At 62.0% G+C, this 25,933-nt stretch carries 17 protein-coding genes; 3 read left to right on the top strand and 14 right to left on the bottom strand.

Annotation, left to right across the window (positions count from 1 at the left end; genetic code table 11):
* Positions 1–149: 149 nt before the first annotated feature.
* The 4 genes from NKH42_RS26850 to NKH42_RS26835 form a co-directional block, all read right to left on the bottom strand.
* Positions 150–1,769 (bottom strand): ABC transporter ATP-binding protein, encoded by a 1,620-nt coding sequence (locus NKH42_RS26850; protein WP_352647163.1) that lies wholly within the window; start codon positions 1,767–1,769, stop codon positions 150–152.
* A gap of 3 nt (positions 1,770–1,772) precedes the next feature.
* On the bottom strand, positions 1,773–2,891 hold the full coding sequence (locus NKH42_RS26845) for an ABC transporter permease (RefSeq protein ID WP_352752375.1): 1,119 nt from the start codon (positions 2,889–2,891) through the stop codon (positions 1,773–1,775).
* Entirely contained in the window at positions 2,884–3,807 is a 924-nt protein-coding gene (locus tag NKH42_RS26840; protein WP_352752377.1) for an ABC transporter permease subunit, read from the bottom strand. Before NKH42_RS26840 ends, NKH42_RS26845 begins: the two co-directional genes overlap by 8 nt.
* 162 nt (positions 3,808–3,969) lie before the next feature.
* Positions 3,970–5,562, bottom strand: coding sequence for a peptide ABC transporter substrate-binding protein (locus NKH42_RS26835; RefSeq protein ID WP_352479492.1), 1,593 nt, complete (start codon positions 5,560–5,562; stop codon positions 3,970–3,972).
* 383 nt (positions 5,563–5,945) lie between these two features.
* Between NKH42_RS26835 and NKH42_RS26830 the strand changes: the two genes are divergently transcribed.
* Both NKH42_RS26830 and NKH42_RS26825 read left to right on the top strand, forming a co-directional pair.
* The gene (locus NKH42_RS26830) at positions 5,946–6,425 is read left to right on the top strand and encodes a TadE/TadG family type IV pilus assembly protein (RefSeq protein WP_352479491.1); all 480 of its coding nucleotides are present in this window, start codon (positions 5,946–5,948) and stop codon (positions 6,423–6,425) included.
* 45 nt (positions 6,426–6,470) lie between these two features.
* Positions 6,471–8,210: a pilus assembly protein TadG-related protein gene (locus tag NKH42_RS26825; RefSeq protein ID WP_352705817.1), complete on the top strand. Its 1,740-nt coding sequence runs from the start codon at positions 6,471–6,473 to the stop codon at positions 8,208–8,210.
* A gap of 8 nt (positions 8,211–8,218) precedes the next feature.
* Here the strand turns inward: NKH42_RS26825 and bglA are convergent, their stop codons facing one another.
* The 10 genes from bglA to NKH42_RS26775 all read right to left on the bottom strand — a co-directional run bounded on the left by bglA (position 8,219) and on the right by NKH42_RS26775 (position 24,436).
* Positions 8,219–9,847, bottom strand: coding sequence for a beta-galactosidase BglA (gene bglA / locus NKH42_RS26820; RefSeq protein ID WP_352705719.1), 1,629 nt, complete (start codon positions 9,845–9,847; stop codon positions 8,219–8,221).
* Entirely contained in the window at positions 9,837–11,843 is a 2,007-nt protein-coding gene (gene glgX, locus NKH42_RS26815) for a glycogen debranching protein GlgX (protein ID WP_352705720.1), read from the bottom strand. The genes bglA and glgX overlap by 11 nt, the downstream gene beginning before the upstream one ends.
* Positions 11,844–12,069: 226 nt before the next feature.
* The gene (locus tag NKH42_RS26810; RefSeq protein ID WP_352687673.1) at positions 12,070–13,698 is read right to left on the bottom strand and encodes an alpha-D-glucose phosphate-specific phosphoglucomutase; all 1,629 of its coding nucleotides are present in this window, start codon (positions 13,696–13,698) and stop codon (positions 12,070–12,072) included.
* Between the two features lie 3 nt (positions 13,699–13,701).
* A complete protein-coding gene (gene glgA, locus NKH42_RS26805) occupies positions 13,702–15,147 on the bottom strand; it encodes a glycogen synthase GlgA (RefSeq protein ID WP_352687675.1) in 1,446 nt (481 codons plus the stop codon).
* 3 nt (positions 15,148–15,150) lie between these two features.
* The gene (gene glgC / locus NKH42_RS26800) at positions 15,151–16,416 is read right to left on the bottom strand and encodes a glucose-1-phosphate adenylyltransferase (protein WP_254819896.1); all 1,266 of its coding nucleotides are present in this window, start codon (positions 16,414–16,416) and stop codon (positions 15,151–15,153) included.
* Positions 16,417–16,451: 35 nt separating this feature from the next.
* Positions 16,452–18,668 carry a 1,4-alpha-glucan branching protein GlgB gene (gene glgB, locus NKH42_RS26795; protein WP_352752381.1) on the bottom strand — a complete coding sequence of 739 codons (2,217 nt, stop codon included), beginning with the start codon at positions 18,666–18,668 and terminating at the stop codon, positions 16,452–16,454.
* A 145-nt stretch (positions 18,669–18,813) separates the two neighbouring features.
* Positions 18,814–21,282: a glycogen/starch/alpha-glucan phosphorylase gene (locus tag NKH42_RS26790; protein WP_352647149.1), complete on the bottom strand. Its 2,469-nt coding sequence runs from the start codon at positions 21,280–21,282 to the stop codon at positions 18,814–18,816.
* Between the two features lie 175 nt (positions 21,283–21,457).
* Complete coding sequence (locus NKH42_RS26785) at positions 21,458–22,240, bottom strand: ATP-binding cassette domain-containing protein (protein WP_254819893.1); 783 nt, start codon at positions 22,238–22,240, stop codon at positions 21,458–21,460.
* A gap of 2 nt (positions 22,241–22,242) precedes the next feature.
* A complete protein-coding gene (locus NKH42_RS26780; RefSeq protein WP_352479482.1) occupies positions 22,243–23,304 on the bottom strand; it encodes an ABC transporter permease in 1,062 nt (353 codons plus the stop codon).
* Between the two features lie 154 nt (positions 23,305–23,458).
* The gene (locus NKH42_RS26775; RefSeq protein WP_502894341.1) at positions 23,459–24,436 is read right to left on the bottom strand and encodes a sugar ABC transporter substrate-binding protein; all 978 of its coding nucleotides are present in this window, start codon (positions 24,434–24,436) and stop codon (positions 23,459–23,461) included.
* Positions 24,437–24,702: 266 nt separating this feature from the next.
* Here NKH42_RS26775 and NKH42_RS26770 point away from each other — a divergent pair, with 266 nt between their 5' ends.
* Positions 24,703–25,932, top strand: coding sequence for an ROK family transcriptional regulator (locus NKH42_RS26770; RefSeq protein WP_352705726.1), 1,230 nt, complete (start codon positions 24,703–24,705; stop codon positions 25,930–25,932).
* Position 25,933: the final 1 nt, after the last annotated feature.

Below are 25,933 nucleotides of genomic sequence, written 5' to 3'. Positions count from 1 at the left end.
CACGGCATCAACACCTCCCGGCAAAAACCGAAAAGTGTTACCTATGTGTCCGGTACAAATCGTCACCTATGTCTCGGGCCGCTCACAGTCGGTGCAGCTGTTTTTGTTCCCGACACAGCCACCATCCGCCGCAGTTCTGACCAATCGCGCTATGCGCTCAGGCGAAATCGCGTGACATCGATGGCCGCGGCCATCAGTGTCTGTGTGTAGGTTGCCTGCGGATTGCTGAAGATCGCCTCGGCCGGTCCCTCCTCGACGATCTTGCCCTGTTTCATGACGATGATGTAGTCGGCCATGGCGCGCACGACGGCGAGGTCGTGGCTGATGAACAGATAGGACAGCTCGTGGTCGGCCTGCAGCTTGCGCAGCAATTCGACGATCTGCTTCTGCACGGAGCGGTCCAGCGCCGAGGTCGGCTCGTCCAGCACCACCACTTTAGGCTTGAGTATCATGGCGCGCGCAATGGCGATGCGCTGCCGCTGGCCGCCGGAGAATTCGTGCGGATAGCGGTTGCGCGTGTTCGGGTCGAGCCCGACTTCGAGCAAGGCGTCGACCGCGCGGAGATCGCGCTGCCTGCCCGACAGATTGGGCTCGTGGACCAGCAGCCCCTCAGTGATTATCTGGCCGACGGTCATGCGTGGCGACAGCGAGCCGAATGGATCCTGGAAGACCAGCTGTAATTCGCGCCGCAGCGGCCGCATTGCCTGGCGATCGGCGTGGGAAATGTCGCGGTCGCCAAGCCGGATGATGCCGTCGCTGGGCAGGAGCCGCAGCAAGGCGCGGCCGAGCGTCGATTTTCCCGAGCCGGATTCGCCGACGATGCCGATCGTCTGGTTGCGCTTCAACCGTATCGAAATGCGATCGACGGCGCGCAGCAGCAGCGGCTCGCCGCCAAGAAATCCGCCGCCGATCTTGAAGGTCACCTCGACGTTCCTGCCTTCAAGCAGGACAGGGGCATTCGGAGGCGGCGGCGCCTTGGTGCCGGTCGGTTCGGCGGCCAGCAGCATCTTGGTGTAGGCGTGCTGCGGGTTGGCGAAGATCGCTTCCGCATCGCCCTCCTCGACCACCTCGCCATAGCGCATCACATAGACCCGATCGGCAAAGCGCCGGACGATGCCGAGATCGTGGGTGATGAAGACGATCGCCATGCCGAGCTTGCGCTGCAATTCGGCGAGCAGCATGAGGATCTGTGCCTGGATGGTGACGTCGAGCGCGGTCGTCGGCTCGTCGGCGATCAGAATGTCGGGGTCGTTGGCCAGCGCCATGGCGATCATGACGCGTTGGCGCTGACCGCCCGACAACTCGTGCGGATAGGATTTCATCCGCCGCTCCGGATCGGGAATATGGACCAGCCGCAGCAGCTTGAGCGCCTCCTCGCGCGCCGCCGCGGCGCCCAGCCCGCGATGCTTGCGGATCGGCTCGATCAACTGGTTGCCGATCGAATAGAGCGGGTCGAGCGAAGTCATCGGCTCCTGGAAGATCATGCTGATCTTGCGGCCACGGATCTTGTTGAGCTCGGGCTTGCTCAAGGTCAAAAGATTGCGGCCGCGATAATCGACTGTGCCGGTGGCCTCGCCGTTCGAGGCGAGCAGGCTCATCGCGGCCATCATCGTCTGGCTCTTGCCGGAACCGGATTCGCCGACGACGGCGACGGTCTCGCCTGATTTGACGTGGATATTGATGCCCTTCACCGCCTCCACCACACCGTCGAGGGTGCGGAAGCGGACCCGAAGGTCCTTGACGCTGAGGATGGTTTCGGAAGCAGCCATCTCTCAACGATCCTTCGGGTCGAGCGCGTCACGCAGGCCGTCGCCGACGAAATTCAACGCGAACAACGTCGAGACGAGAAAGAATGCCGGGAACAAAAGCAGCCAGTTGGCCGAGCCGATGTTCTGGGCGCCGACCGAGATCAGCACGCCCCAGCTTGTCATCGGCTCCTGGACGCCGAGCCCGAGGAACGACAGGAAGCTTTCCAGGATGATGACCTGCGGCACCAGCAGCGTCATGTAGATCACCACCGGCCCGAGCAAATTGGGGATGACGTGGCGCAGCAAAATGCCACGCTGTCCGACGCCCATCGCCTCCGCCGCCTGGACATATTCCTGCCGGCGGATCGACAGCGCCTGTCCGCGCACGATGCGCGCCATGTCGAGCCACAGCACCGCGCCGACGGCCAGGAACATTAGCACGAAGTTCCTGCCGAAAAACACCACCAGCATGATGACGAAGAAGATGAACGGCAAAGAATAGAGCACGTCGACGACACGCATCATCACCTCGTCGACCCTGCCGCCGGCAAGGCCTGCGGTGGCGCCGTAGAGCACGCCGATGACCACGGCCACAATGCCGGCAAGCAATCCGATGGCCAGCGATATGCGCCCGGCCATCAGCGTTCGCGACAGCAGATCGCGGCCGGTGTTGTCGGTACCGAACAGGAAATATTGCTGCTTGATCGAGGCACTCATCACCATTTCGAGACCATCCGGCGATTTGCTCTCGATCTTTGTGTCATCAAAGGTATCGGAACGATCAAGGTAGCGAATGTTGCGGTCGTCGATCGGCTTGGACGATCTGACGGTAACGAACACACGGCTGCCCACCTGCCGCCAATCCTTAATGTCGACGCGCATACGCCTGATCGCCTCATCGAGAGCGCCTTCGATCATGTCGGCCTGCGGATAGGCGGAGAAGCTCGGCGGCGTGCGCACATAGTCGGCATAGATGGTGGTATACTGGTGCGGCACGAAATAGGGCCCAAACACACTGATGACGGTGATGAAGGCAAGATAATACAGACTGAACATGGCCGCGCGATTGGCCTTGAGGCGCGCCCAGGCGTCACCCCACAGGGATCGGCCGACGACCGGTGCGGCAACTGCGATATCAGTCATAGCGCACCCTCGGATCGACGACACCATAGAGGACGTCGACGATCAGGTTGAAGACAATGGTGAAGAGCGCGATGACCACCACCGTCCCCATAACCAGAGTGTAGTCGCGGTTGAGCGCGGCAACGACAAAATGGCGGCCGATGCCCGGTATAGAGAAGATGGTCTCGACGATGATCGAGCCGGTGAGAAGGGCTGCAGCTGCCGGACCGGTAAAGGAGACGATCGGCAGGATGGCGCCGCGCAGCGCATGCTTGACGACGACTGACCAGTCGGACAGGCCGAGAGCGCGCGCGGTACGGATGTGATGCGAGTGCAGCGATTCGATCATCGAGCCGCGCATCAGGCGGGCAACGATGGCGATCTGCGGCAGAGCGAGCGTCAGCACCGGGCCGACCTTGTTGATGAGGGCTCCATCGCCCCAGCCACCGATCGGCAGCAGCTTCCACGTCAATCCGAATACAAGCTGGATTACCGGGGCGATGACAAAGGTCGGTATGGTGCTGCCGGCGGTCGCCAGCGCGATCACCGAATAGTCGGCAAGCTTATTCTGGTTGAGCGCCGCAACAGTGCCGAGCACGCTGCCGAGGAGCAGCGCCAGAACGAGTGCCGAAGCGCCGAGTTGGATCGAGATCGGCAGGCCCTCCCTGAACAACTCGCCGACGGTGAAATCCGGCATATTGTAGCTGGGACCGAAATTGCCGCGCAGAAGATTGCCCAGATAGTGGACGTACTGCAACCAGAGCGGATCATTGAGGCCGAACTGGGCTTCGAGATTGGCGCTGATCTCGGGGCTCAGACCCCGCTCCTGGTTGAACGGGCCGCCCGGCGCGACACGTATCAGGAAGAACGCTATGGTCACGATGACGAACAGCGTCGGAATGGCGGTCAGAAGCCGCCGGAATACGTAACGCAGCATCGGTGCCCCGCTTGATCCAGAGCGCGCGTCCAGCTGGACGATTGCGCTCTAGCCTTCAATCTTCGCACCGACATTGCCGAAAATCTATTCCGGTTCCCGGGCCGATGCGATGGCAAACCAGCGCCGCCGCGCATTGAGTTGCGCGGCGGCCCAGCTAAGGGATCAGTCCTTGCTGATGAAGCGGGACGGATGGATGTCCATCACATTGTCGTCGAAGCCATGCAGCTTCGAGGAAACGATATCGTGGTAGCTGTAGTAGAGAAGCGGGATCTCGCCGACGTCGTCGACGAGGATGCGCTCGGCTTCGGCGAGTTTCTTCATACGCTCTTCGGGCTTGCCGCCCGCGGCGGCCGCCTCGTCCATGGCTGCCTCGAATTTCGGACTGTTGTAAACCGAATAGTTGTTGCCGCTGGCCTTGCGAGAGATGCCGAGAAAGGTCTCCGGATCCTTGTAGTCGGCGATCCAGGCGGCACGCGCCACGTCATAGTCACCCTTTTGCTCGAGGAAGGAGTAGTGGGTCTTGGTGTCGGTGTTGAGCAGCGTGACCTCGACGCCGAGCGGCTTCAGCTGTTCCTGGATGGCGACAGCGGTGTTCTTGTGGTTCTCCGAAGTGTTGTAGCGGATCTGCATCTTCAGCGGATGCTCGGGCGTATAGCCGAGCTTCTCCAGGATTTTCTTGGCTTCATCTTCGCGGTCGATCTGCGGCATGTCGGCGTATTTTGCCAGTGCCGGCGTGTAGCCTTCGATGCCCGGAGGTACCATCGAATAGCCGGGCAGCATCGAATTCTGCCAGACTTTTTCGGCCAGGAAGTCGCGATCGATCGCCATAGAGATGGCGTTGCGCAGTTCGACATTGTCCCACGGCGCCTTGTCGGTCTTGATAGCATAATAGTAGATGCCGAGATATGGCCCGACGCGGACCTGGTCGCCGAATTTGGCCTTGAGATCGGCGAGTTGTTCGGTCGGCAGGTCACCGTAACTGTCGAGTTCGCCGGCCTCGAACCGCTTCATCGCAGACGAGCGATCCTCGGTCGGGATGTAGTTGACCACGTCGAACTTGACGCTCGCGGCGTCCCAGAATTTCGGATTCTTGACCAGCTTCAGATGGTCGTTGGGAATCCACTCCGCCGCTGTAAAGGCCCCGTTGGAGACCAGCTTGCCTGCCTTGATCCAGTCGGCGCCAAGCTTTTCGATGGACGCCTTGTTAACCGGATAGGTCGCCTGATGGGTCAGCATCTCCAGGAAGTAAGGCGTTGGCGCCTTGAGCGTGACTTCGAGAGTATTTGCGTCAATCGCCTTGACGCCCATATCCTCCGGCTTGCCCTTCTTGGTGTTGACTTCCTCGGCACCCTTCACGGGATAGAGCATGGAAGCGTATTCGGCAGCGGTGGCCGGATCTTCCAGCCGACGGAACGAATAAACGAAGTCGTCCGCCGTCACCGGGCTGCCATCCGACCAGAGGCCGTCCTTGCGCAGCTTGAAGGTGTAGACAGTGCCGTCGTCGGAGACCGTCCAGCTTTCGGCGGCACCCGGAATGAGGTTCGTCTTCTGGTCATGCATGACGAGGCCCTGGAACAGGTCGCGTATGATATCGGCTTCGTAGACCGTCGAGGTCTTGTGTGGATCGAGCGTCTCCGCTTCGGCGGCGGCTCCGCGGTTGTAGACGGTCTCGGCGAAAGCCGGCGTGTAGAACGTACCGGCGGCCAAGGCCATAGTCGTGGCGAGTACCGTCGCCTTCAGCACATGTTTCAACATGGAGTTCTCCCTAATGACGTCGCCCTTCAGCCACGTCTCTAAGCGTTGACGCCCCGAAACCGATTGGCTGGTTCCTTTCGAGCGCGCAGCCGGTTCCCTTTCCGGCAGCTGGTGGCCAAACAGTAACGTGGAGATTTTTTATTTCAACAGTCTCTCGGGGTCACCCAAAGTAAGGCGCCGGGATAGTCGCCTTGCGAACGGCCAATCAATGATCGAACCATGGGCTTGGCTGCGTTTCATCGCCCAGAAAACGCCCGTGCGTGGGAGATAATCTGGCGGATCATTTCAGTTTGCGGGAATGTCTTAATTGGTTCTTAGTCAACCACGGGTTACATATTTGGACGGGTTCGGCACATCCCTCTTAAGTTCCGTGGACAAGGGCAATGGATAAGACAGACAGTAAAGCTGTCTCATTAGCGGCAAAAAACACGTGTCGAATAAGGACAAATCTACGCAAAATTGGAGATGAGTCCGGAACTTCCGCGATCGAATTTGCCCTGCTTTCACCGGTCTTCATCCTGCTCCTGCTCGGAATGGTTGCATATGGTATCTATTTTGGTGCAAGCAACTCCTTACAGCAGATCGCCGCCGATGCCGCCCGCACTGCGATTGCCGGATTGAACCAAACCGAGCGCCAGGCGCTGGTGGCGAGTTTCGTCAAAAACAATGCCAGTGGATACCCGTTCGTCGATTCCGGCAAGCTGACCTATCAGGCGACGGACAGCACGGCCGACGGAAATCAGTTCGTCGTGTCGATCCAGTACGATGCCAGCAACCTGCCGATCTGGAACCTGTTACCAAGCCTTGCGATGCCGCAAACCACGATCTCACGCAGGTCGACCATCAGGATTGGAGGCATTTGAATGTCGCAGTTCTTGCTGAGGGGCATCGGCCGGATCGCTCGCTCGATGGTTGGCGACGAGAAGGCGAACTTTGCCGTCATGACCGCGCTCATAGCGCCATTCGCCCTGGGGCTTGCGGCCTTCGCCGTCGACGAAGGTTCGATCTACACGGAGCGCAGGGAAGCCCAGGCGATGACGGATCTGGCGGCGATCACCGCGGCGTCGAACATCAACAATATGGAAGCCGCGGCAGTAACCACGCTCAGTGACAACCGAATGCCCGGCATCATTGTTCAAAAGCCAGGTCAGACAATCGTCCCCACGGCTGGGAAAACCGTCGTGTCCGTCACCGGCGGTCGATACTCAGCGGCTTCCTCCGTTGGTGTCGACAAGCGCTTCGAAGCCGGTAAAACGCCGTACAACGCCGTTCGCGTCACCCTGCACAAAATCCCCGCCCGGTATTTCGCCAGTTCGCTCATCCCTACTCCGGTTATCGGCACCGAAGCCATTGCCAGCGTGACCCCGCAAGCGATGTTCTCGGTCGGGTCAAGGCTCCTCAGCGTCAATGGCGGCATCCTTAACGCGCTTCTAAGCAAGTTGCTGGGCGGCAACATCTCGCTCAGCGTCATGGACTACAACGCGCTGATCTCGGCCGACGTCAACGTGCTTTCGTTCGTCGATGCCCTTGCCGTGCAGTTGCAACTGACAGGTGTCAGCTATTCCGACGTGCTGGCGTCAAAAGCGACGGTAGGCCAGATCGCGACCGCCATGGCCAATGCGTCCGGGTCGGGCAGCGCCAGCAAACTTGTGCTGCAGACGATCGCGTCAAGGGCCACGAACACGGTCAAGATACCCCTCAGTCATCTTATCGATCTTGGCCCGATCGGTAAGCTCGGCCTCGGACAAAAGTCTCCCGGCTTTTCCGTCGACGCAAGCGCGATGGGCATGCTGGGTGCCGCCGCCTCGCTGGCCAATGGCTCAAACCAGGTCCAGGTCGATCTCGGCGCCACTATTCCGGGACTTACCTCCACTACGCTCGCCATCGCCATCGGTGAACCGTTGCAATATTCACCCTGGCTGGCCGTAGGTGAAAAAGGCACCGTGGTGCGCACCGCGCAGACACGAATCAAGCTGGTCACCACAGTCGGCATCGGCAATTCCAATCTCGGCGGCGGCATCAGTCTGCTGTCCGTCAATCTGCCTCTGCATGTCGAAGTCGCCTATGCGGAAGCCAAGCTGACTGACATCAGCTGCCCGACGGGCCGGCCGGACAGCATCAAGGTCTCGATCGCCGCGCAGCCAGGCGTGGCCTCGCTGCACCTTGCCGCCAGCGACGCCGACAACAATCCATCGGCCTTCGCCGATTTCAGCAATCCGCAATCGTTCTCCGACACCACGATTGCCCAGGTAAGCGTGAAGCTTCTGCTGCTTACCCTCAATCTGCTCGATGTGAAGGGTTCTTCATCACTTGCCATCACCAACAACGATCCGACCACATTGACCTTCGACAGCACCGATATCGCCAACAAGACGATAAAAACTGTCGCCACAAAAAACCTGACGCAATCACTCACGACATCGCTGGTCAGCGGCCTCTCGCTCTCCGTCAATGCACTGGGCCTCGGGCTGGACGTGACGGCCCTGCTCGGAACGGTTAAGCCGGCGGTGGTAACGGTTCTGAACGGCGTGACGGCGCCGGTCGACGCACTGGTCTACAACGTGCTTGCGGCTGTCGGCGTGCATGTCGGCGAGGCCGATGTGCGGGTTGTCGGCGCGACTTGCGGGCGCTCCGTACTCGTTCAATGAGATGGAGATCAGCCGATCCGGCCGAGAAAGCAGCCTAGCGGCGGCAGCGACAGAGTTCCTTCCTGCAAGACGCCGGTAGTACTGCCAAGATCTATCGGCTCAATCGCTTCCAGATCCGGCGGCAATTGCCAGCCGGCCGGCTCGTTGGCGAAATTGAGGACACACAGCAGCTTTTCGTCACCGCCTTCGCGAATGAAAGCAAGGACGTCGCCTTCGGCATCGAGGAACCGGATCGAGCCTCGAACCAGCGCCGGATGCTGCTTGCGCAAGGCCAGCATCGCCCGGTAGCTCGCCAGGACGGAGGTTTGCTCGCCATTCTGGACGTCGACCGCCCGGGCGCGATGGCTTGCCGGGACCGGAAGCCACGGCTTGCCGGTTGAAAAGCCGGCATTGTCGGCGACAGCCTCCCAGACCATCGGCGTTCGGCACCCGTCCCGCCCCTTGATTGCCGGCCAGAAGCGGATGCCGAAGGGATCGCGCAAATCCTCGAACGCCAGTTCGGCCTCCTCCAGCCCGAGTTCTTCGCCCTGGTAAAGGCAGATCGATCCGCGCAAGCAGGAAAGCAGCACGATCGAGAATTTCGCCACCCTGTCCGGATCGCCGCCCGGCCTTGTCCATCGACTGACATGGCGCACGACATCGTGGTTGGAGAACGCCCAGCAAACCCAGCCGTCGAACACCTTACTCTCGAAGGCCTCGACACAGCCACGCACATGCGACGCCGAGAATTGCGGGCCGAGCAGATCGAACGTGTAGGACATTTGGAGCTTGTCGCCACCGCCGGTATAGGCGGCGAGTGTCTGCAAGGAACGAGTTTCGTCGCCAATCTCGCCGACAGCGACGCGACCTTCATACTCGTCAAGCAAGGCCCGGAAGCGCTTGAGAAAAGTAAGGTTTTCCGGCTGGCTCTTGTCGAACAGATGCTCCTGATAGAGATAGGGGCTGGTTGCCGTATTGGAGCCGGCGACGCTTTCCGCCAAAGGCGGGTTGCTGCGCAGCCAGCGGTCGTGGACGTAATAGTTGACCGTATCCAGCCGGAAACCGTCGACGCCGCGCTCGAGCCAGAACCGCACCGTTTCCAGCAAGGCGTCCTGCACCTGCGGGTTGTGGAAATTCAGGTCCGGCTGCGAGGCGAGGAAATTGTGCAGGTAATATTGCCTGCGCGTTGCGTCCCATTCCCAGGCCGGGCCGCCGAAAAGCGACAGCCAGTTGTTGGGGGCGGTGCCGTCGGGCTTCGCATCGGCCCAGACGTACCAGTCGGCCTTGGGGTTGTCGCGGCTCGTGCGGCTTTCGACGAACCATTCGTGCCGATCCGATGAGTGCGACAGGACCTGGTCGATGATCACCTTCAGGCCGAGCCGGTGTGCCTCGGCAACCAGCGCGTCGAAGTCCTCTGATGTGCCGAACATCGGATCGACGGCGCAGTAATCCGAAACGTCGTAACCCATATCGGCCATTGGCGACTTGAAGAAAGGCGACAGCCAGACTGCGTCGACCCCGAGCGATGCGACATGGGCCAGCCTCGAGGTGATGCCGCTGAGATCGCCGCTGCCGTCGCCTGTCGTGTCCTGGAAGGAGCGCGGGTAAATCTGGTAGATGACGCAGCCGCGCCACCATTCGGCATTGTCAGCCATCATAGCTTCCCCCTGCGCGCTCCTGCCCGGCCCAGTGTTCAATCATGAACATGACCGTTCGCCCAGGCACCGGCCGTGAGATGTCGCCAGTGTCCGTTTCGATGGCTGGGCGCCAGTGAAAACCCGCCCGTTCCGGCAGCGTGAACACGCAGGCCCGGCGGTCGCCGTTGATGACCACCGCAAGGCGACTGTTCTCACCGCTACCGAGAACCATGACCAGCCGGTGCCGCCTGGCATCGTGCCAGGCTGCTTCATCCAGCGGCACGCCGGTTTCCGTCAGCCAGACGACGTCAGGTATTTGCGAGCCGGCCGGCAGTTCTCCGGTCAGGAACCTGGTGTCCGAAAGCGCCGGCGCGGCACGACGCATCTTGGCGAGCAGAGCCGTGTACCGCTCCAGCGCCCGGTCGCGCCCGGACCAATCGAGCCAGGTAATGTCATTGTCCTGCGCGTAAGCGTTGTTGTTGCCGCGCTGCGTGCGGCCGAACTCGTCTCCGGCCGTCAGCATGATCGTGCCGCGCGAGGCAAAGAGCGTCGCCAGCAGCGCGCACTGGTCATCGAAACGGGCCGTAACGATTGACTGGTTATCCGTCTGACCCTCGACGCCATTGTTCCAGGACAGGTTGTCATCGTGACCATCGCGGTTCTGTTCGCCATTGGCCTCGTTGTGCTTGTGCTCGTAGGCAACGATATCGGCCAGCGTCATGCCGTCATGCGCAGCGATGAAATTGAGGCTTCGGCTCGCTGTCTGGCCTGCTTTGGAAAAGACGTCGGACGAACCGGCAAGCCGCGTCGCCAGCGCACCGATCATGCCGCCGTCGCCGCGCCAGAAGCGGCGGATATCGTCACGGTATCTGTCGTTCCATTCTAGGAAGGGCGGCGGAAAATTGCCGAGCTGATAGCCATCCGGTCCGACATCCCAAGGCTCGGCGATCAGCACCCGGTCGCCAAGAACAGGGTCGTTGCGAATGGCGTTCAGCAGCGGCGCATCGGCGTCGAAAACGCCGTCGCCGCGGCCGAGGATCGGCGCCAGGTCGAAGCGGAATCCGTCGACACCAGCGCGCTGGACAAAGTGGCGAAGCGTGTCGAGGACCATGTCCCGGACGACCGGATGGTCGCAGGCCACCGTATTGCCGGTTCCGGTGTCATTGACCAGAGCGCCGTCGGCCTCGTGCCGGTAGTAGGCGCGGCTGTCTAGGCCGCGCAGCGACAATGTCGGGCCGAGCCGGTCGCTTTCGCCGGTGTGATTGAACACCAGGTCGAGAATGGTGCCGATGCCGGCCTCGCGCAGCGCGGCGACCGTTCCGCGCAACTCGGCCAGACCGCCGGGCGCCAGTCGCGGATCGAGCGCCATGAAGGTCACGGGATTATAACCCCAGGCGTTGCGCAGCCCGAGCGGCGGCAAATGCCGTTCGTCGATCGATGCCGTCACTGGCATCAACTCAACGGCTGCAACACCGAGTTTTTGCAGATGCTCTACAACAAGGGGGTGAGCGAGAGCTGCAATGGTGCCGCGCTGTTTCTCGGGGATGTCCTTATGCAGCTTTGTGAAGGCGCGTACCGGCACTTCGTAGATTAGGCCGCCGGGCCGAAACAGCGGCGGCAAGGCGGGCCAGGGTTCCGGCAAGGCGCCGGCAATCGCCTTCGGCATCAGCGGCGCGGTATCGGCCCCCTCGCCCCGCCGCGCGGCCAGCCGGCCGTCATAGGCATAAGGCCTGTCGACCTCGACGGCGTAGGGATCGGCCAGCATCTTGTCGGGATCGAACCAAAGGCCCTGCTCCGGCGCGTAGTCGCCATCGGCGCGGAACCCGTATCGGCTGCCGGCGGCGAGACCGGCAACAAAAAGCGCGTGCACGCCCTCGCCTTCCGACTGGAGTTGCAGCCGGTCGATTTCGCGGTTGCCGCGCTGGTCGAAGATCGAGACCCAGATGCGCCGAGCCGACGAGGACCATGCGGCGAAGCGGATGCCTTCTTTGGTGATGGTTGCGCCGAGTTGGCTCATACGGCGTCTCCTTCTCCCCTTGTGGGAGAAGGTGGATCGGCGCGCAGCGCCGAGACGGATGAGGGGTGCTGGAAGAAACGAGGCATGGGCGATTTGAGCAAAGGTGTGCGCCAAGCTGGAACACCCCTCATCCGACCGAGCTTCGCTCGGCCACCTTCTCCCACAAGGGGAGAAGGGGGAGCCTCGCAACGCAGGCCGAACTCAGACGGCCGGCTGTCAACCAAAGTCACGTAATCACGCTCGGCTTGGCGCGGCCGGTATGGCTGCGAATCCCGGCGATGTCGTCGGCCGCCGCGATCAGACCGGCAAGCGCTTCCTGGGTGTCGAGATCGTGGCGGTTCGTGTCCGGCTCGTAGCGCTCGACATAAAGCCGCAGTGTCGCGCCCGAGGTGCCGGTACCGGACAGGCGGAAGACGACGCGTGAGCCACCTTCGAACAACACCCTGATGCCTTGGTTCTTGCTGACCGAGCCGTCGACCGGATCGTGATAGGCGAAATCATCGGCGCTGGCGATCGTCATGCCGCGCACGCTGGTGCCAGGCAGCGAGCCGAGCTTGGCGCGCAGTTCGTCGACGAGCGCATTGGCACGGTCGGTCTCGACCTCCTCGTAATCGTGCCGCGAATAGTAGTTACGGCCGTAGGCTGCCCAATGCTGGGTGACGATCTGCTTGGCGCTTTCGCCGCGCACGGCAAGGATGTTGAGCCACAAAAGCACCGCCCACAGGCCGTCCTTTTCGCGTACATGGTTGGAGCCGGTCCCCGCACTCTCCTCGCCGCAGATCGTCGCCATGCCGGCGTCGAGCAGATTGCCGAAAAATTTCCAGCCGGTCGGCGTTTCATAGATGCCGACGCCGAGCTTTTCGGCGACGCGGTCGGCAGCACCGCTGGTCGGCATTGAACGGGCTATGCCTTTCAGCCCGGCCTTGTAGCCCGGCGCCAGATGGGCGTTGGCGGCGAGCATCGCCAGCGAATCCGACGGGGTGATGAAAATGCCCTTGCCGATAATCAGGTTGCGGTCGCCATCGCCATCAGAGGCAGCGCCAAAGTCGGGCGCATCCGGGCCCATCATCTCGTCGTAGAGGTGTTTTGCATGCACCAGATTGGGATCGGGATGGTGGCCGCCGAAATCCGGCAGCGGAATGAAATTGCGGGCGGTGCCATTCGGCGCGCCGAGCCGGTTTTCGAGGATCTCCTTGGCGTAGGGGCCGGTCACCGCATGCATGGCATCGAAGCGCATGCGGAAGCCCGATTTGAACAGCGCCCGTAAGGCCTCGAAATCGAACAGGCTTTCCATCAGATCGGCATAGTCGGCAACCGGATCAATGATTTCGACGATCATGTCAGCCGCCGTGATCGTGCCGATCGTGTCGATGTCGACCGGCCCGATATCGGCGATCTTGAAGCTTGAAATCGCCTTGGTTTTTTCGAAGATCGCGTCGGTCAGCTTTTCCGGCGCCGGGCCGCCGTTGCCGGCATTGTACTTGATCCCGAAATCCTCATGTGGGCCACCCGGATTGTGGCTGGCCGACAGGATGATGCCGCCGAAGGTCTTGTATTTGCGGATTACATGCGAAGCGGCCGGCGTCGACAAGATGCCGCCCTGCCCGACCATCACCTTGCCGAAGCCGTTTGCCGCGGCCATGGCGATGGCCTTCTGGATGACCTCGCGGTTATAAAAGCGGCCGTCGCCGCCGATCACCAGGGTTTTGCCATCGAATCCATCCAGCGCGTCGAAGATCGACTGGATGAAGTTCTCGGCATAGTGCTCCTGCTGGAACACCGGGACTTTCTTGCGCAGCCCGGAGGTGCCGGGTTTCTGGTCGGGATAGGGTTTGGTGGCGACGGTGCGGATCATCAGTCAGGCAGCCCTTTTCGAAAGCAGCAAGCGATAGAGTTGAACATATTTTTCGGCGCTTTTGTCCCACGAAACGTCGGCCTTCATGCCTTGCCGCTGCATCGACGTCCACACCGCGGGATTGGCATGCGCCTCGACAAGGCGGCGGACGGCGTGCAGCAAGGCGCCGGCATTGGCGGGCGCGAATTGGAAGCCGGTCGCCACGCCGGCAGAGATGGCGGCTTCGTTGGCATCGATGACCGTGTCGGCAAGGCCGCCGGTGCGCGCGACGACCGGCACGCAGCCATAGCGCAGGCCGTAAAGCTGCGTCAGCCCGCAAGGTTCGAAGCGCGACGGGATGATGATGGCGTCGCAGCCGCCCTGCATGGTGTGGGAGAGTCCCTCGTCATAGCCGACGACCACGCCGATGCGGCCACGATGGCGGGCTGCGGCGGCAAGCAACGTGCCTTCCAGCCCAGCGTCGCCAGACCCAAGGATTGCCAGCCGTGCACCTGCCGCGACGATGCCGTCGACGGCCGCAGCCAATATGTCCATGCCCTTTTGCCAGGTCAGCCGGCTGACGACGCAGACGATCGGGCTGTCATCGCGATCGAGGCTGAAACGGTCCTCGACCGCGGCCTTGTTGGGCATTCGTGCCTTAAGCGTCTTTGCCGTGTAGTTGGAGACCAGATGCTTGTCGGTTTCCGGGTTCCATATCTCGGTATCGATGCCGTTGACGATGCCATGGAGATCGACGGAGCGCATGTTGATCAGGCCGTCGAGGCCCATGCCGAATTCGGGCAAACGGATTTCCTGCGCATAGGTCGGGCTGACCGTGGTGATCGCCCAGGCGGCCTGCAGGCCGGCTTTGAGGAAGCCGACGCCGCCGTAATATTCGACGCCGTCGAGCGCCATCGCCGCCGCCGGCAGGCCAAGCTCGCCAAAGATGCTGGCGCCGAACTGGCCTTGGAAGGCGAGGTTGTGCACGGTGATCATCGACGGCGTGCCGACCGCCTTGCCGTAGCGCATGTAGGCGAGCGTCATTGCCGACTGCCAGTCATGGGCATGGACGATATCGGGCAGGTAGCCCGAGATGGAGCCCCCGGCGATGTCGCCGCCTACCTGGCTCAAGGCAGCGAATCGCCGCCAATTGTCCGGCCAGTCGGCGCCGGTCGCGTTGCCGTATGGACCGCCCGGGCGGTCGAAAAGATGCGGCGCGTCGAGCACGAACAGGTCGAGGCCGGCGATCTGGACGGCGTGCACCGACGCCCTGCCGCCCTGCAGCAGCGGATATTGCTGAACCGCCTTCTTTTTCTTGAACGCGCCCATCACCTGCGGGTAGCCGGGGACGAGCGTGCGCATGGTGACGCCCTTGCCGGCCAATGCCATGGGCAAGGCGCCGGTTACGTCGGCGAGCCCTCCGGTCTTGACCAGCGGAAAGATCTCGGGCGCCACCGACAGAACCTGCATGCACTACGATCCCAGCCTGTTGATCATGTCCTGCGTGACCAGGCAGATGCCTTTTTCCGAAACGCGGAAACGCTTGGCGTCGAGGACGGGATCCTCGCCCACCACCAGCCCCTCCGGAATCCTGACGCCGTGATCGATGACTACGCGCTTCAGCCTGGCGTTGCGGCCGACATGGACGTCCGGCAGCATGACGACCTCCTCCAATGTCGAATAGGAATTGATGCGCGCGCCGGTGAAGATCAGGCTTCGCTTCAGCGAAGCGCCCGAAACGATGCAATCGCCCGACACGAGAGACGACACGGCCGACCCGCGGCGGCCATCCTCATCATGCACGAACTTTGCCGGCGGCTTCAACTCGGCATAAGTCCAGATCGGCCAGTCGCGGTCGTAGAGGTCGAGTTCCGGCGTGATGTCGGTCAGGTCGATATTGGCCTCCCAATAGGCGTCGACCGTTCCGACGTCGCGCCAATAGGCCTCGTTCTCGGCGGTCGAGCGCACGCAGGATTTGGCGAAGCGATGGGCGATCGCCTTTCCGTGCTCGACGATGTAGGGGATGATGTCCTTGCCGAAGTCGCGGCTCGAGCCGGGCTCTGCCGCATCGCGACGCAACTGCTCCATCAGGAACTTGGTCTTGAACACATAGATGCCCATCGAGGCCAGCGCAAAATCCGGCTTGTCGGGAATGCCCGGCGGATCGGCGGGCTTTTCGATGAAGGAGATGATGGTGTCCTTGGGATCGACATGCATGACGCCGAAGCCGGTAGCTTCCATGCGTGGCACTTCGAGGCAGCCGACGGTGACGTCGGCGCCGGCCTCGACATGTTGGCGCAGCATCATTTCGTAGTCCATCTTGTAGACATGGTCGCCGGCCAGGATGACCATGTATTCCGGCCCATAGGCCTCGATGATATCGATGTTCTGGTAAACGGCGTCGGCGGTGCCCTCGTACCATTGCGTTTCCGACACACGCTGGCTGGCCGGCAGGATGTCGAAGCTCTCGTTGCGCTCGGGCCGCAGGAAGTTCCAACCGCGCTGCAGATGGCGGATCAGCGAATGCGCCTTGTATTGGGTGGCGACGCCGAGGCGGCGGATACCGGAATTGAGCGCATTGGAGAGCGCGAAATCGATGATGCGGGTCTTGCCGCCAAAATAGACCGCCGGCTTGGCACGGCGGTCGGTCAGTTCCTTGAGCCGGCTGCCACGGCCGCCGGCCAGCACATAAGCCATGGCGTCGCGTGCCAGCGGCTGGGTTCGTTTTATTTCAGCCATTCCTATCCTCCCAGGTTAGATGCTCCAGACATAGCTCAGTCCGGGACGAATTCGAGCATGATCGTCGACAATGGCGGCAAAAGCATCGTCGCCGAGATGCCTCCTCCCGCTTCCGCTCGAGCCTCGACCGCGCCGCTGTTGCCCTTGCCGGAACCGCCATAGTCCGTGGCGTCGGTGTTGATGATCTCGCGCCATTTTCCGGCCTGCGGCAACGGCACGCGGTAATTGTCGCGCGGCACCGGCGTGAAGTTGGAAATGACGGCGACCGGGTTGCCGCCCGGCGCGCTGCGCAGCCAGGCAAAGACCGAGTTCGCGCTGTCGTCGACGATCAGCCAGGAAAAGCCCTCCGGCTCGCAGTCGCGGGCATGCAGCGCCGGGCGCGAGCGGTAGAGATAGTTGAGGTCGCGCACTGTCTGCCAGACGCCGCGGTGGAGCCGGAAATCGAGCAGGTTCCAGTCGAGCGCGCGCGCCTCGCTCCACTCGCGGCGCTGCGCGAACTCCTGGCCCATGAACAACAGCTTCTTGCCGGGATAACCCCACATGAAGGCGTAATAGGCGCGCAGCGTCGCGAATTTCTGCCAGTCGTCGCCGGCCATCTTGTTGAGCAGCGTGCCTTTGCCGTGCACCACCTCGTCATGGGACAGCGGCAGCACGAAATTCTCGCTGAAGGCGTAGACCAGGCCGAAGGTGATGTCGTTGTGGTGATGCTTGCGGAAGATCGGCTCCTTGGAAAAATACTCCAGAGTGTCGTGCATGAAGCCCATATTCCACTTGAAGCCGAAGCCCAGCCCGCCTTCATGCACCGGCTGCGAGACTTTCGGCCACGAGGTCGATTCCTCCGCGATGGTCATCACGCCCGGATGGTGGCCGTAGACTTCCTTGTTCATGCGCTGCAGGAAGCTGACCGCCTCGAGGTTTTCGCGCCCGCCCTTCTCGTTGGGGATCCATTCGCCGGCCTTGCGCGAATAATCGAGATAAAGCATCGAGGCGACCGCATCGACGCGCAGTCCGTCGACGTGATATTTCTCGGCCCAGAACAGCGCATTGTTGACCAGGAACGAAATCACTTCGCGGCGCCCAAAATTATAGATCGCTGTGTTCCAGTCGGGATGGAAGCCCTTGCGCGGATCGGCATGTTCGTAGAGCGCGGTGCCGTCGAACTTTGCCAGACCGTGTTCGTCAACAGGGAAATGCGCCGGCACCCAGTCGAGGATGACGCCGATGCCTGCACGGTGGGCGCCGTCGACGAAGCGGGCAAAACCGTCCGGATCACCAAAGCGGGCAGTCGGCGCATAAAGACCCGTCGTCTGGTAGCCCCAGGACGGGTCATAAGGGTGTTCGGAGATCGGCATGAATTCGATGTGGGTAAAACCGGTCTCGACCACGTAAGGGATCAGCCTGTCGGCGAGCTCATCCCAAGACAGAAAGCTGCCGTCGTCGTGAAGCCGCCATGACCCGGCATGGACCTCGTAGATCGATACAGCTTCGCGCCTGTGGTCGGCATTGCGCCAGTAGTTCCGGTGCGCCTCGTCACCCCATTCATGCGCCGGCGGCAAAGCCGTCACGGAGGCGGTGGCCGGGCGCAGTTCGGACTTGAAGGCGAACGGATCGGCTTTGAGCGGCAATCTCACGCCATCCGGCCCGATGATTTCATACTTATAAGGGCGGCCAGCGCCGATGTCGGGAATGAACAGCTCCCAGATGCCGGTGTCGCGGCGGACGCGCATGGTATGCCTGCGGCCGTCCCACTCGTTGAAGTCGCCGACCACCGAGACGCGCCTTGGATTGGGCGCCCACACCGCAAAATGTACGCCCGATGCACCTTCATGGTCTATGAGATGGGCGCCGAGCTTGTCGAACAGCCTGAGATGCGATCCTTCGGCGATGTAATAATCGTCTAGCGGACCGAGCACGGGGCCGAAGGAATATGGATCGGTCAGCCACCAGTCACCGCCGGCGTTCCTGGCGTGGTAGCGCAGCGGCTGGCGTTTGCGCAGCGACAGTTTGCCTTCGAAGAAACCGCGATCGTCACGCCTCGACAGCTCGCCAGCCTTCTTGCCGGTCAGCGTGTAGGCAGTGACGGACTCGGCATGAGGAACGAAGCAACGGGCGACAAATCCCTTCCCTGCCTCATGCACGCCGAGCACGGCAAACGGGTCGCCGTGCGTGCCCGCGACAATCGCCGCGACATCGCTGGTTTGCGCCAGTCCGTCCGGCCCGCTTGTCGCAACGGTCTCGCGCGGCTTGCTCATCAGGCAGTGATCCTCCCCGGGCACCAAGTGTGTGTTTCTAGTGAAGTTTTGAATTCGACAGTCGCAGGCCGCCTGACCTTCCAAGGGATGCGAAGGTCAAATCACTCCACTAGGGCCACATTGTTCCTGGTCTCATGCAATCACATCAGGCGGGCACGTGCCAGATGTCTTTCGCATATTGGCGGATCGTGCGGTCGGACGAGAACCAGCCGACGCGGGCGACATTGCGGATGGCCCTGGCGTACCAGTCCGGGCTGTTGCGCCAGACGGCATCGACGTCGCGCTGGGTGGCGGCGTAGGCATCGAAATCCGCGGCGACCATGAACCAGTCGCTCTGGTAAAGACCGTTGATCAGGTCGCGATAACGGTCCGGATCGTCAGGTGAGAAGACGCCCGATGAAATCGCCGACAGGGCCTGCGCCAATTCGGGCGAGCCCTCGATCACGGCGCGCGGATCGTAACCATTGTTGCGCCGCTCGGCGACTTCCTCTGTGGTCAGGCCGAAGATGAAGATGTTGTCGTCGCCGACGCATTCCTTGATCTCGACATTGGCGCCGTCGAGCGTGCCGATGGTCAGCGCGCCGTTCAGCGCGAACTTCATGTTGCCGGTGCCGGAGGCTTCCATGCCGGCGGTCGATATCTGCTCCGAAAGATCGGCGGCCGGCATCATGATCTCGGCCAGGCTGACATTGTAGTTCGGCACGAACACCACTTTCAGCAAGCCGCGCACCGCGGGGTCGCGGTTGATGACACGGGCGACGTCGTTGGCAAGTTTGATGATCAGCTTGGCATTGTGATAGCTGGGTGCCGCCTTGCCGCCGAAGAATTTGACGCGGGGCATCCAGTCGCGCTCTGGATGTGAGCGGATCTGGTCGTAAAGCGCGACCGCTTCGAGAATGTTCAAGAGCTGGCGCTTATATTCGTGGATGCGCTTGACCTGGATGTCGAACAGCGCCGAGGGGTCCACCTTGATGCCGAGCCGGTCGGCAACAAGATTGGCAAGCCTCGTCTTGTTCGCCCGTTTGACGGCGGCGAACTTGTCGCGGAAGGCGGCGTCCCCGGCGAAAGGATCAAGCCGCTTTATCTCGTCGATGTCGTCGAGGAAACCGTCGCCAATCGCCTCTCGGGTGAGTGTCGTGAGGCCGGGATTGCACTGGATCAGCCAGCGCCGCGGTGTAATCCCGTTGGTCTTGTTGTTGATGCGGTCCGGGTAGAGCCTGTGGAGATCAGCAAACACCGTCTCCTTCATCAATTCCGTGTGCAGGGCCGAGACGCCGTTGATCGAGTGCGAGCCGACAAAGGCCAGATTGCCCATGCGCACGCGGCGATCGCCATTTTCCTGGATCAGCGAGATGCGGCTGATCTGCTCGTCCGAGAACTGGTCGGAGGCGCGCGCCTCGAGCAGCACTTCGGCGTTGATGGCGTAGACGATCTGCATGTGGCGCGGCAACAGCCGCTCAAACAGCGGCACGGGCCAGCTTTCGAGCGCTTCGGGAAGCAGCGTGTGGTTGGTGTAGCCGAAGGTGCGCTTGGTGATGCTCCAGGCCTGGTCGAAATCCATGCCGTGGACATCCATCAACAGGCGCATCAGCTCAGCTACGGCGATCGCCGGATGGGTGTCGTTGAGATGGATCGCCGCCTTGTCGGGCAGCGATTGCAAGTCGCCATACTGGCTAAGATGACGCTGGACGATGTCCTGCAGCGAGGCGGTGGAGAAGAAATACTCCTGCCTCAGTCGCAGCTCCTGGCCGGCCTTGTGGGAATCGGCCGGGTAAAGGACGCGCGACAATGCATCGGCCTTGTTGCTTTCGGCGAGCGCGCCGATGTGATCGCCGGCGTTGAACTTGTCGAGCAGGATCGGGTCGACCGGCATGCCGGACCACAGACGCAGCGTATTGACGCGATTGGCCCGCCAGCCGACCACTGGCGTATCGTAAGCAACGGCCAGAACATGTTCGGTCGGCTTCCAGACGTGGCGCTCGAGCCTGCCGTCCTTCGAGGTGATCGATTCCACCGAGCCGCCGAAGCCGACCTCGAAGGAGCGCTCGCGGCGTTCGAACTCCCAGGGATTGCCGTGATCGAGCCATGTCTCGGGCAGTTCCACCTGCCAGCCGTCATGAATCTCCTGCCGAAACATGCCGTTGGCATAGCGAATGCCGTAGCCATGCGCGGGGATATCGACGGTAGCCATGCTTTCCATGAAACAGGCGGCGAGCCGGCCAAGACCGCCATTGCCAAGGGCAGCGTCCGGTTCGAGCGCTGCAATGATGTCGAGGTCGACGCCAAGCGACGACAGCGCCTCGCGCATATTGTCCATCAGGCCGAGATTGGAGAAGGCATCGCGCATCAGGCGGCCGATGAGGAATTCCAGCGACAGGTAATAGACGCGCTTTTCCTGCTGGGCGTAGGCCTCTTGGGTTGCCTGCATCCAGTGATCGACGATGCGGTCGCGCACAACCTTGATTGAGGCGGTAAGCCAATCGTACTGGGTTGCAACGTTGGTGCCCTTGCCGACCCTGTATTTGAGGGCCTGCAAGACTTCGTCGGCGAGCGTCTTGGGATCCGGGTTTTCGAGCGTGGGCGGAGGAGCTTCGGTTGTCATCGCGCGCGTCATGCTGCCTCTCGTGACGTTGCCAGGATCATGCGGCTTTCACCATCTCTACCAATGCTAGTGTATCCCACAGGATGTTCAATCGATTCAGTCGACCGAAAGCCGGGTTGCCCTGCGGCAATTTGGCATTTGGAAACAGCGCGTTCGGGTTCCTCGGCGATGGGCCTCAAGCTCTTGCTCAAGCTGCCAGCGCCGCTTCCGGCGGCACCTTGGCGCCGGTCATGAAGGCGACGGCGTCGGACATCGTATGCTGCTTGGGATCGATGACACACAGGCGACGGCCAAGCCGATGAATGTGGATGCGGTCGGCCACCTCGAAGACATGCGGCATGTTGTGTGAAATCAGCACGATCGGCAGGCCTCGCTTCTTCACGTCGAGGATCAATTCGAGGACGCGGCGGCTCTCCTTGACGCCAAGTGCCGCCGTCGGCTCATCCATGATCACCACCCGGCTGCCAAAGGCGGCGGCGCGCGCCACCGCCACACCCTGACGCTGGCCGCCAGAAAGCGTTTCCACGGCCTGGCTGATGTTCTGGATGGTCATCAGGCCAAGCTCCGTGAGCTTGTCGCGAGCGCGCTTTTCCATGGCTGGGCGATCGAGCATGCGCAGCCATTCGCCGAGGAACCCCGGCTTGCGTATCTCGCGGCCGAGGAACATGTTGTCGGCGATAGACAGCGCCGGCGACAGAGCCAGGTTCTGGTAGACGGTCTCGATGCCGGCCTCGCGGGCCTCCATCGGCGACTTGAAGGCGACGGGCTTGCCTTCAAGCCGGATCTCACCTTCATCGGGCACGACCGCGCCGGAAATCGCCTTGATGAGCGACGATTTGCCGGCGCCATTGTCGCCGATGACGGCAAGGATTTCGCCCGGATAGAGATCGAAATCGGCATTGTCGAGTGCGGTAACGCGACCGTAGCGCTTGACCAGGCTGCGCGCTGTGAGGATGGGTTCCTGGGTCATGGCTATGCCGAAACCTTTCTGATCCATTGATCGATCGCCACGGCGCCGATGATCAGCACGCCGGTGAGCAGCACCTTCCACTGCGGATCGGCGCCCAGCATGTTGAGGCCCATCGAGACGACGCCGACGATCATGGCGCCGAACAGCGTGCCGAGGATCGAGCCGCGCCCGCCGAACAGCGAAATACCGCCGATCACCGTCGCGGTGATGGCCTGAAGATTGTAGTCGGTCACGGCGGCGGAAGGCGAGATCGAGCCATTGCGGCCGATGGAGACCCAGGCTGCGAAGGCGGCGATCAGCCCGGCAAGGGCATAGACCGTCACCAGCACCTTCTTCGTCTGGATGCCCGACAGTTTCGCGGCCTCCTGATCGTCGCCAACCGCGTAGACATGGCGGCCCCACGCGGTGTGGTTGAGCACGTACCAGAGGACCAACACGAGAACGACCATGGCAATGACGCCAAGCGTCAGCACGGCCGTGCCGACCTTAAAGCTCAAGGCAAACAGGTGCAGCAGAGGCGCCTGAACGTCGACGTCGGTGTCGCGGATCGTCTCATTGGCCGAATAGATGAAGTTGGTGGCCATGACGATGTTCCAGGTGCCCAGCGTCACGATGAATGGCGGCAGCTTCATGTAGGCGACCAGCACCCCGTTGAGCAGGCCGCATGCGCCACCAGCGACAAGCCCGATTGCCACCGCGAGCACGGCCGGCATACCGTAGCTGACCGCGCAATTGCCCATGATCACAGCCGAAATCACCATGATCACGCCAATCGACAGGTCGATGCCGGCGGTCAGGATTACCAGCGTCTGCGCGGCGCCCAGAATGCCGACAATGGCGATCTGCTGAAGGATCAGCGTCAGCGTATAGGATGAAAAAAAACGCCCGCCGATGGTGATGCCGAAGATAATTATCGCGAGAACCAGCACGATCAGCGGCACCGCTGCCGGCGTGGAATGCAGGAAATGCTGGGCGCGCTTGACGGCCGATTTATGCTCGTCGAACGCGGCGACGCTTGTGTCGCTGCTCGATAGAACTTTTTCGAATTCTTGTGCTTGAGACATGTTTCCTCCCCTGGGCTTCAGCCAAGAGCCAACGCCGTCCACGCCTTCCGGTCTGCCGCCGGGACTATTTGCGTTTAGACCGGCACATCGTCCACCCTGAGCGGCCGGGGATCAAGCCCCGGCCGATCGCGATCTGTTGCCGGTCAGGCCAGCCTCAGCCCCAGCACTTGGCGAGGCCTTCCTTGGTGTCGATGGACTTCACACCGTTGGCGGGCTTGTCGGTGACAAGGTTGACGCCGGTGTCGAAGAAGTTCTTGCCTTCGGTCGGCTTCGGCTTCGTCCCGTCCTTGGCGAAAGTGGCGATCGCCTCGATGCCGAGCGCCGCCATTTGCAGCGGATATTGCTGCGAGGTAGCGCCGATTACGCCTTCGGTGACCGACTTCACGCCGGGGCAACCACCGTCGACCGAGACGATCAGCACCTGGCTTTCGAGACCGACGGCCTTGAGCGCCTGGTAGGCACCGACAGCTGCCGGCTCGTTGATGGTGTGGATGACGTTGATGGTGTTGTCCTTCTGCAGAAGGTTCTCCATCGCCTTGCGGCCGCCCTCTTCATTGCCGTTCGTCACGTCATGGCCAACGATGCGCGGGTCGTCCTCGTCGCCAATCTTGTTGGGGTCCTTCACGTCGATGCCGAAGCCCATCATGAAGCCCTGGTCGCGCAGCACGTCCACCGTCGGCTGCGACGGCGTCAGGTCGAGGAAGCCGATCTTGGCATCCTTGGCCTTATCGCCGAGTGTCGCGGCGGCCCATGCGCCGATCAGCTTGCCGGCTTCCAGATTGTCCGTCGCGAAGGTCGCGTCAGCCGCATCGATCGGATCAAGCGGCGTGTCGAGCGCGATCACCAACAGCCCGGCGTCCCGCGCTTTCTTCACCGTCGGCACGATGCCCTTGGTGTCGGACGCGGTGATGAGGATACCCTTGGCGCCGTCGGCGATGCAGCTCTCGATTGCAGCAACCTGGCTCTCGCTGTCGCCGTCGATCTTGCCGGCGTAAGTCTTGAGATCGACGCCAAGCTCCTTGGCCTTGGCCGTCGCACCTTCCTTCATCTTGACGAAGAAGGGATTGGTGTCGGTCTTGGTGATCAAGCAGGCGCCGACCCCGGCGGCCGACGCCGTCGACGCAAAGGCCATCAGGCTCAGTCCGGCCGCGGCGAACACGGTGGATTTCAACAGTTTTGACGTGGTCACGATTTTCCTCCCATGGAACCATTTAGGATGCCGGCCAACCGACATCTGCAGCGCGTCCGACGAAATCTCCCAGCATCGGCGCCGATCCCAAGAGACACCAGTCCGCCAGCACTGTCAATAATTAAATCACTCTTATTTATTATTGACAACGCAGGATTGTTCACCCACTCTAGACCAAAAGCATTGAGGGGAAACGACGGAGGAACAGGGTGGAGACCGGCGTTACGAGGCACGGTTCGCCCAATGCGGCCGAAAGCCGTCTGCACCGCGGCACCAATCAAAGCGGCATGCGGGACCACAATGAGCGGCTGGTGCTGTCGCTGGTGCGCCAGCATGGCAGCCTGGCCAAATCCGACATTGCACGCATGACCGGCCTTTCGGCGCAGACGGTCTCGGTGATCATGCGCGAGCTGGAGGAGGACGACCTGCTCGTCCGCCAGGCGCCGTTGCGCGGCAAGATCGGCCAGCCCTCGATACCCATGGCGCTCAATCCCGACGGTGCCTATTTCATCGGCCTGAAGATCGGCCGCCGCAGCGCCGAATTGGTGCTGATCGATTTCCTCGGCAACGTACGCTCGATGCTGCAGCATTCCTACCGCTACCCTGCCCCGCGCGAGACGGTGGAATTCGTCACAGGCGGCATGAACAAGATGCGCGGCGAGCTCACCCCGGCGCAAGACAAGCGCATTGCCGGGCTTGGCATCGCCATGCCGTTCGAATTGTGGAACTGGGCCGATACCGCGGGCGCGCCGCGCGAAATCATGGACGAATGGCGCCATCGCGACATCCGCGCCGACATCCAGGCGCAATGCGAATTTCCAGTCTATCTGCAGAACGATGCCACCTCGGCCTGCGGTGCCGAGCTCGTGTTCGGTCACGCGGCAGGTGCGGCACGCGATTTCGTCTATTTCTACATCGGCGCCTTTGCCGGCGGCGGCATCGTGCTGAACGGCCGGTTGTTTGGCGGCCCAACCGGCAATGCCGGCGCGCTGGGCTCGATGCCCGTGCCCGGGCCGGACGGCAAGCCGACGCAGTTGATCGACGTGGCGTCGATCGCCATGCTGGAAAAGGCGCTCAACGCGCGCGGCATCGAGGCCTCGCATCTGTGGACATCACCGGGGGACTGGGGCGAGATCGGCGCCGAGCTCGACGACTGGATCGCCAGCGCCTCGCAGGCGCTCGCCTATGCCATCGTTTCGGCGTCCTCCGTCATTGATTTCGAAGCCGCGGTGATCGACGGGTGGATGCCGCTTGCCGTGCGCAGTCGGCTTGTCGATGCCGTCATCCAGGCGATCGGCCGGATCGACGGCGAGGGCCTGAGGCTGCCGGCCATTCGTGAGGGAACCGTCGGCATCCATGCGCGGGCGCTGGGTGGCGCCAGCCTGCCGCTGTCGGAGCGCTTCCTCATCGGTTCGACCACGATTTCCCGGAGCTTCTGAG

It is taken from the genome of Mesorhizobium sp. M1142 (genome assembly GCF_040318565.1).
Lineage (GTDB): Bacteria > Pseudomonadota > Alphaproteobacteria > Rhizobiales > Rhizobiaceae > Mesorhizobium.
Note: the sequence above shows the minus strand (reverse complement) of the source record. Positions and strands in the feature narration are given on the sequence as shown.

Excerpts from the sequence above, each read along its gene's own strand:
- NKH42_RS26830 (WP_352479491.1), top strand. The coding sequence starts at position 5,946 with ATGGATAAGACAGACAGTAAAGCTGTCTCATTAGCGGCAAAAAACACG.
- NKH42_RS26835 (WP_352479492.1), bottom strand. The coding sequence starts at position 5,562 with ATGTTGAAACATGTGCTGAAGGCGACGGTACTCGCCACGACTATGGCC.
- NKH42_RS26780 (WP_352479482.1), bottom strand. The coding sequence starts at position 23,304 with ATGTCTCAAGCACAAGAATTCGAAAAAGTTCTATCGAGCAGCGACACA.
- NKH42_RS26850 (WP_352647163.1), bottom strand. The coding sequence starts at position 1,769 with ATGGCTGCTTCCGAAACCATCCTCAGCGTCAAGGACCTTCGGGTCCGC.
- glgA (WP_352687675.1), bottom strand. The coding sequence starts at position 15,147 with ATGCAGGTTCTGTCGGTGGCGCCCGAGATCTTTCCGCTGGTCAAGACC.
- NKH42_RS26840 (WP_352752377.1), bottom strand. The coding sequence starts at position 3,807 with ATGCTGCGTTACGTATTCCGGCGGCTTCTGACCGCCATTCCGACGCTG.
- glgC (WP_254819896.1), bottom strand. The coding sequence starts at position 16,416 with ATGGCTGAAATAAAACGAACCCAGCCGCTGGCACGCGACGCCATGGCT.
- NKH42_RS26810 (WP_352687673.1), bottom strand. The coding sequence starts at position 13,698 with ATGATCCGCACCGTCGCCACCAAACCCTATCCCGACCAGAAACCCGGC.
- glgB (WP_352752381.1), bottom strand. The coding sequence starts at position 18,668 with ATGAGCAAGCCGCGCGAGACCGTTGCGACAAGCGGGCCGGACGGACTG.
- NKH42_RS26775 (WP_502894341.1), bottom strand. The coding sequence starts at position 24,436 with ATGGCCTTTGCGTCGACGGCGTCGGCCGCCGGGGTCGGCGCCTGCTTG.
- NKH42_RS26790 (WP_352647149.1), bottom strand. The coding sequence starts at position 21,282 with ATGACGCGCGCGATGACAACCGAAGCTCCTCCGCCCACGCTCGAAAAC.
- bglA (WP_352705719.1), bottom strand. The coding sequence starts at position 9,847 with ATGATGGCTGACAATGCCGAATGGTGGCGCGGCTGCGTCATCTACCAG.
- glgX (WP_352705720.1), bottom strand. The coding sequence starts at position 11,843 with ATGAGCCAACTCGGCGCAACCATCACCAAAGAAGGCATCCGCTTCGCC.
- NKH42_RS26785 (WP_254819893.1), bottom strand. The coding sequence starts at position 22,240 with ATGACCCAGGAACCCATCCTCACAGCGCGCAGCCTGGTCAAGCGCTAC.
- NKH42_RS26845 (WP_352752375.1), bottom strand. The coding sequence starts at position 2,891 with ATGACTGATATCGCAGTTGCCGCACCGGTCGTCGGCCGATCCCTGTGG.
- NKH42_RS26825 (WP_352705817.1), top strand. The coding sequence starts at position 6,471 with ATGGTTGGCGACGAGAAGGCGAACTTTGCCGTCATGACCGCGCTCATA.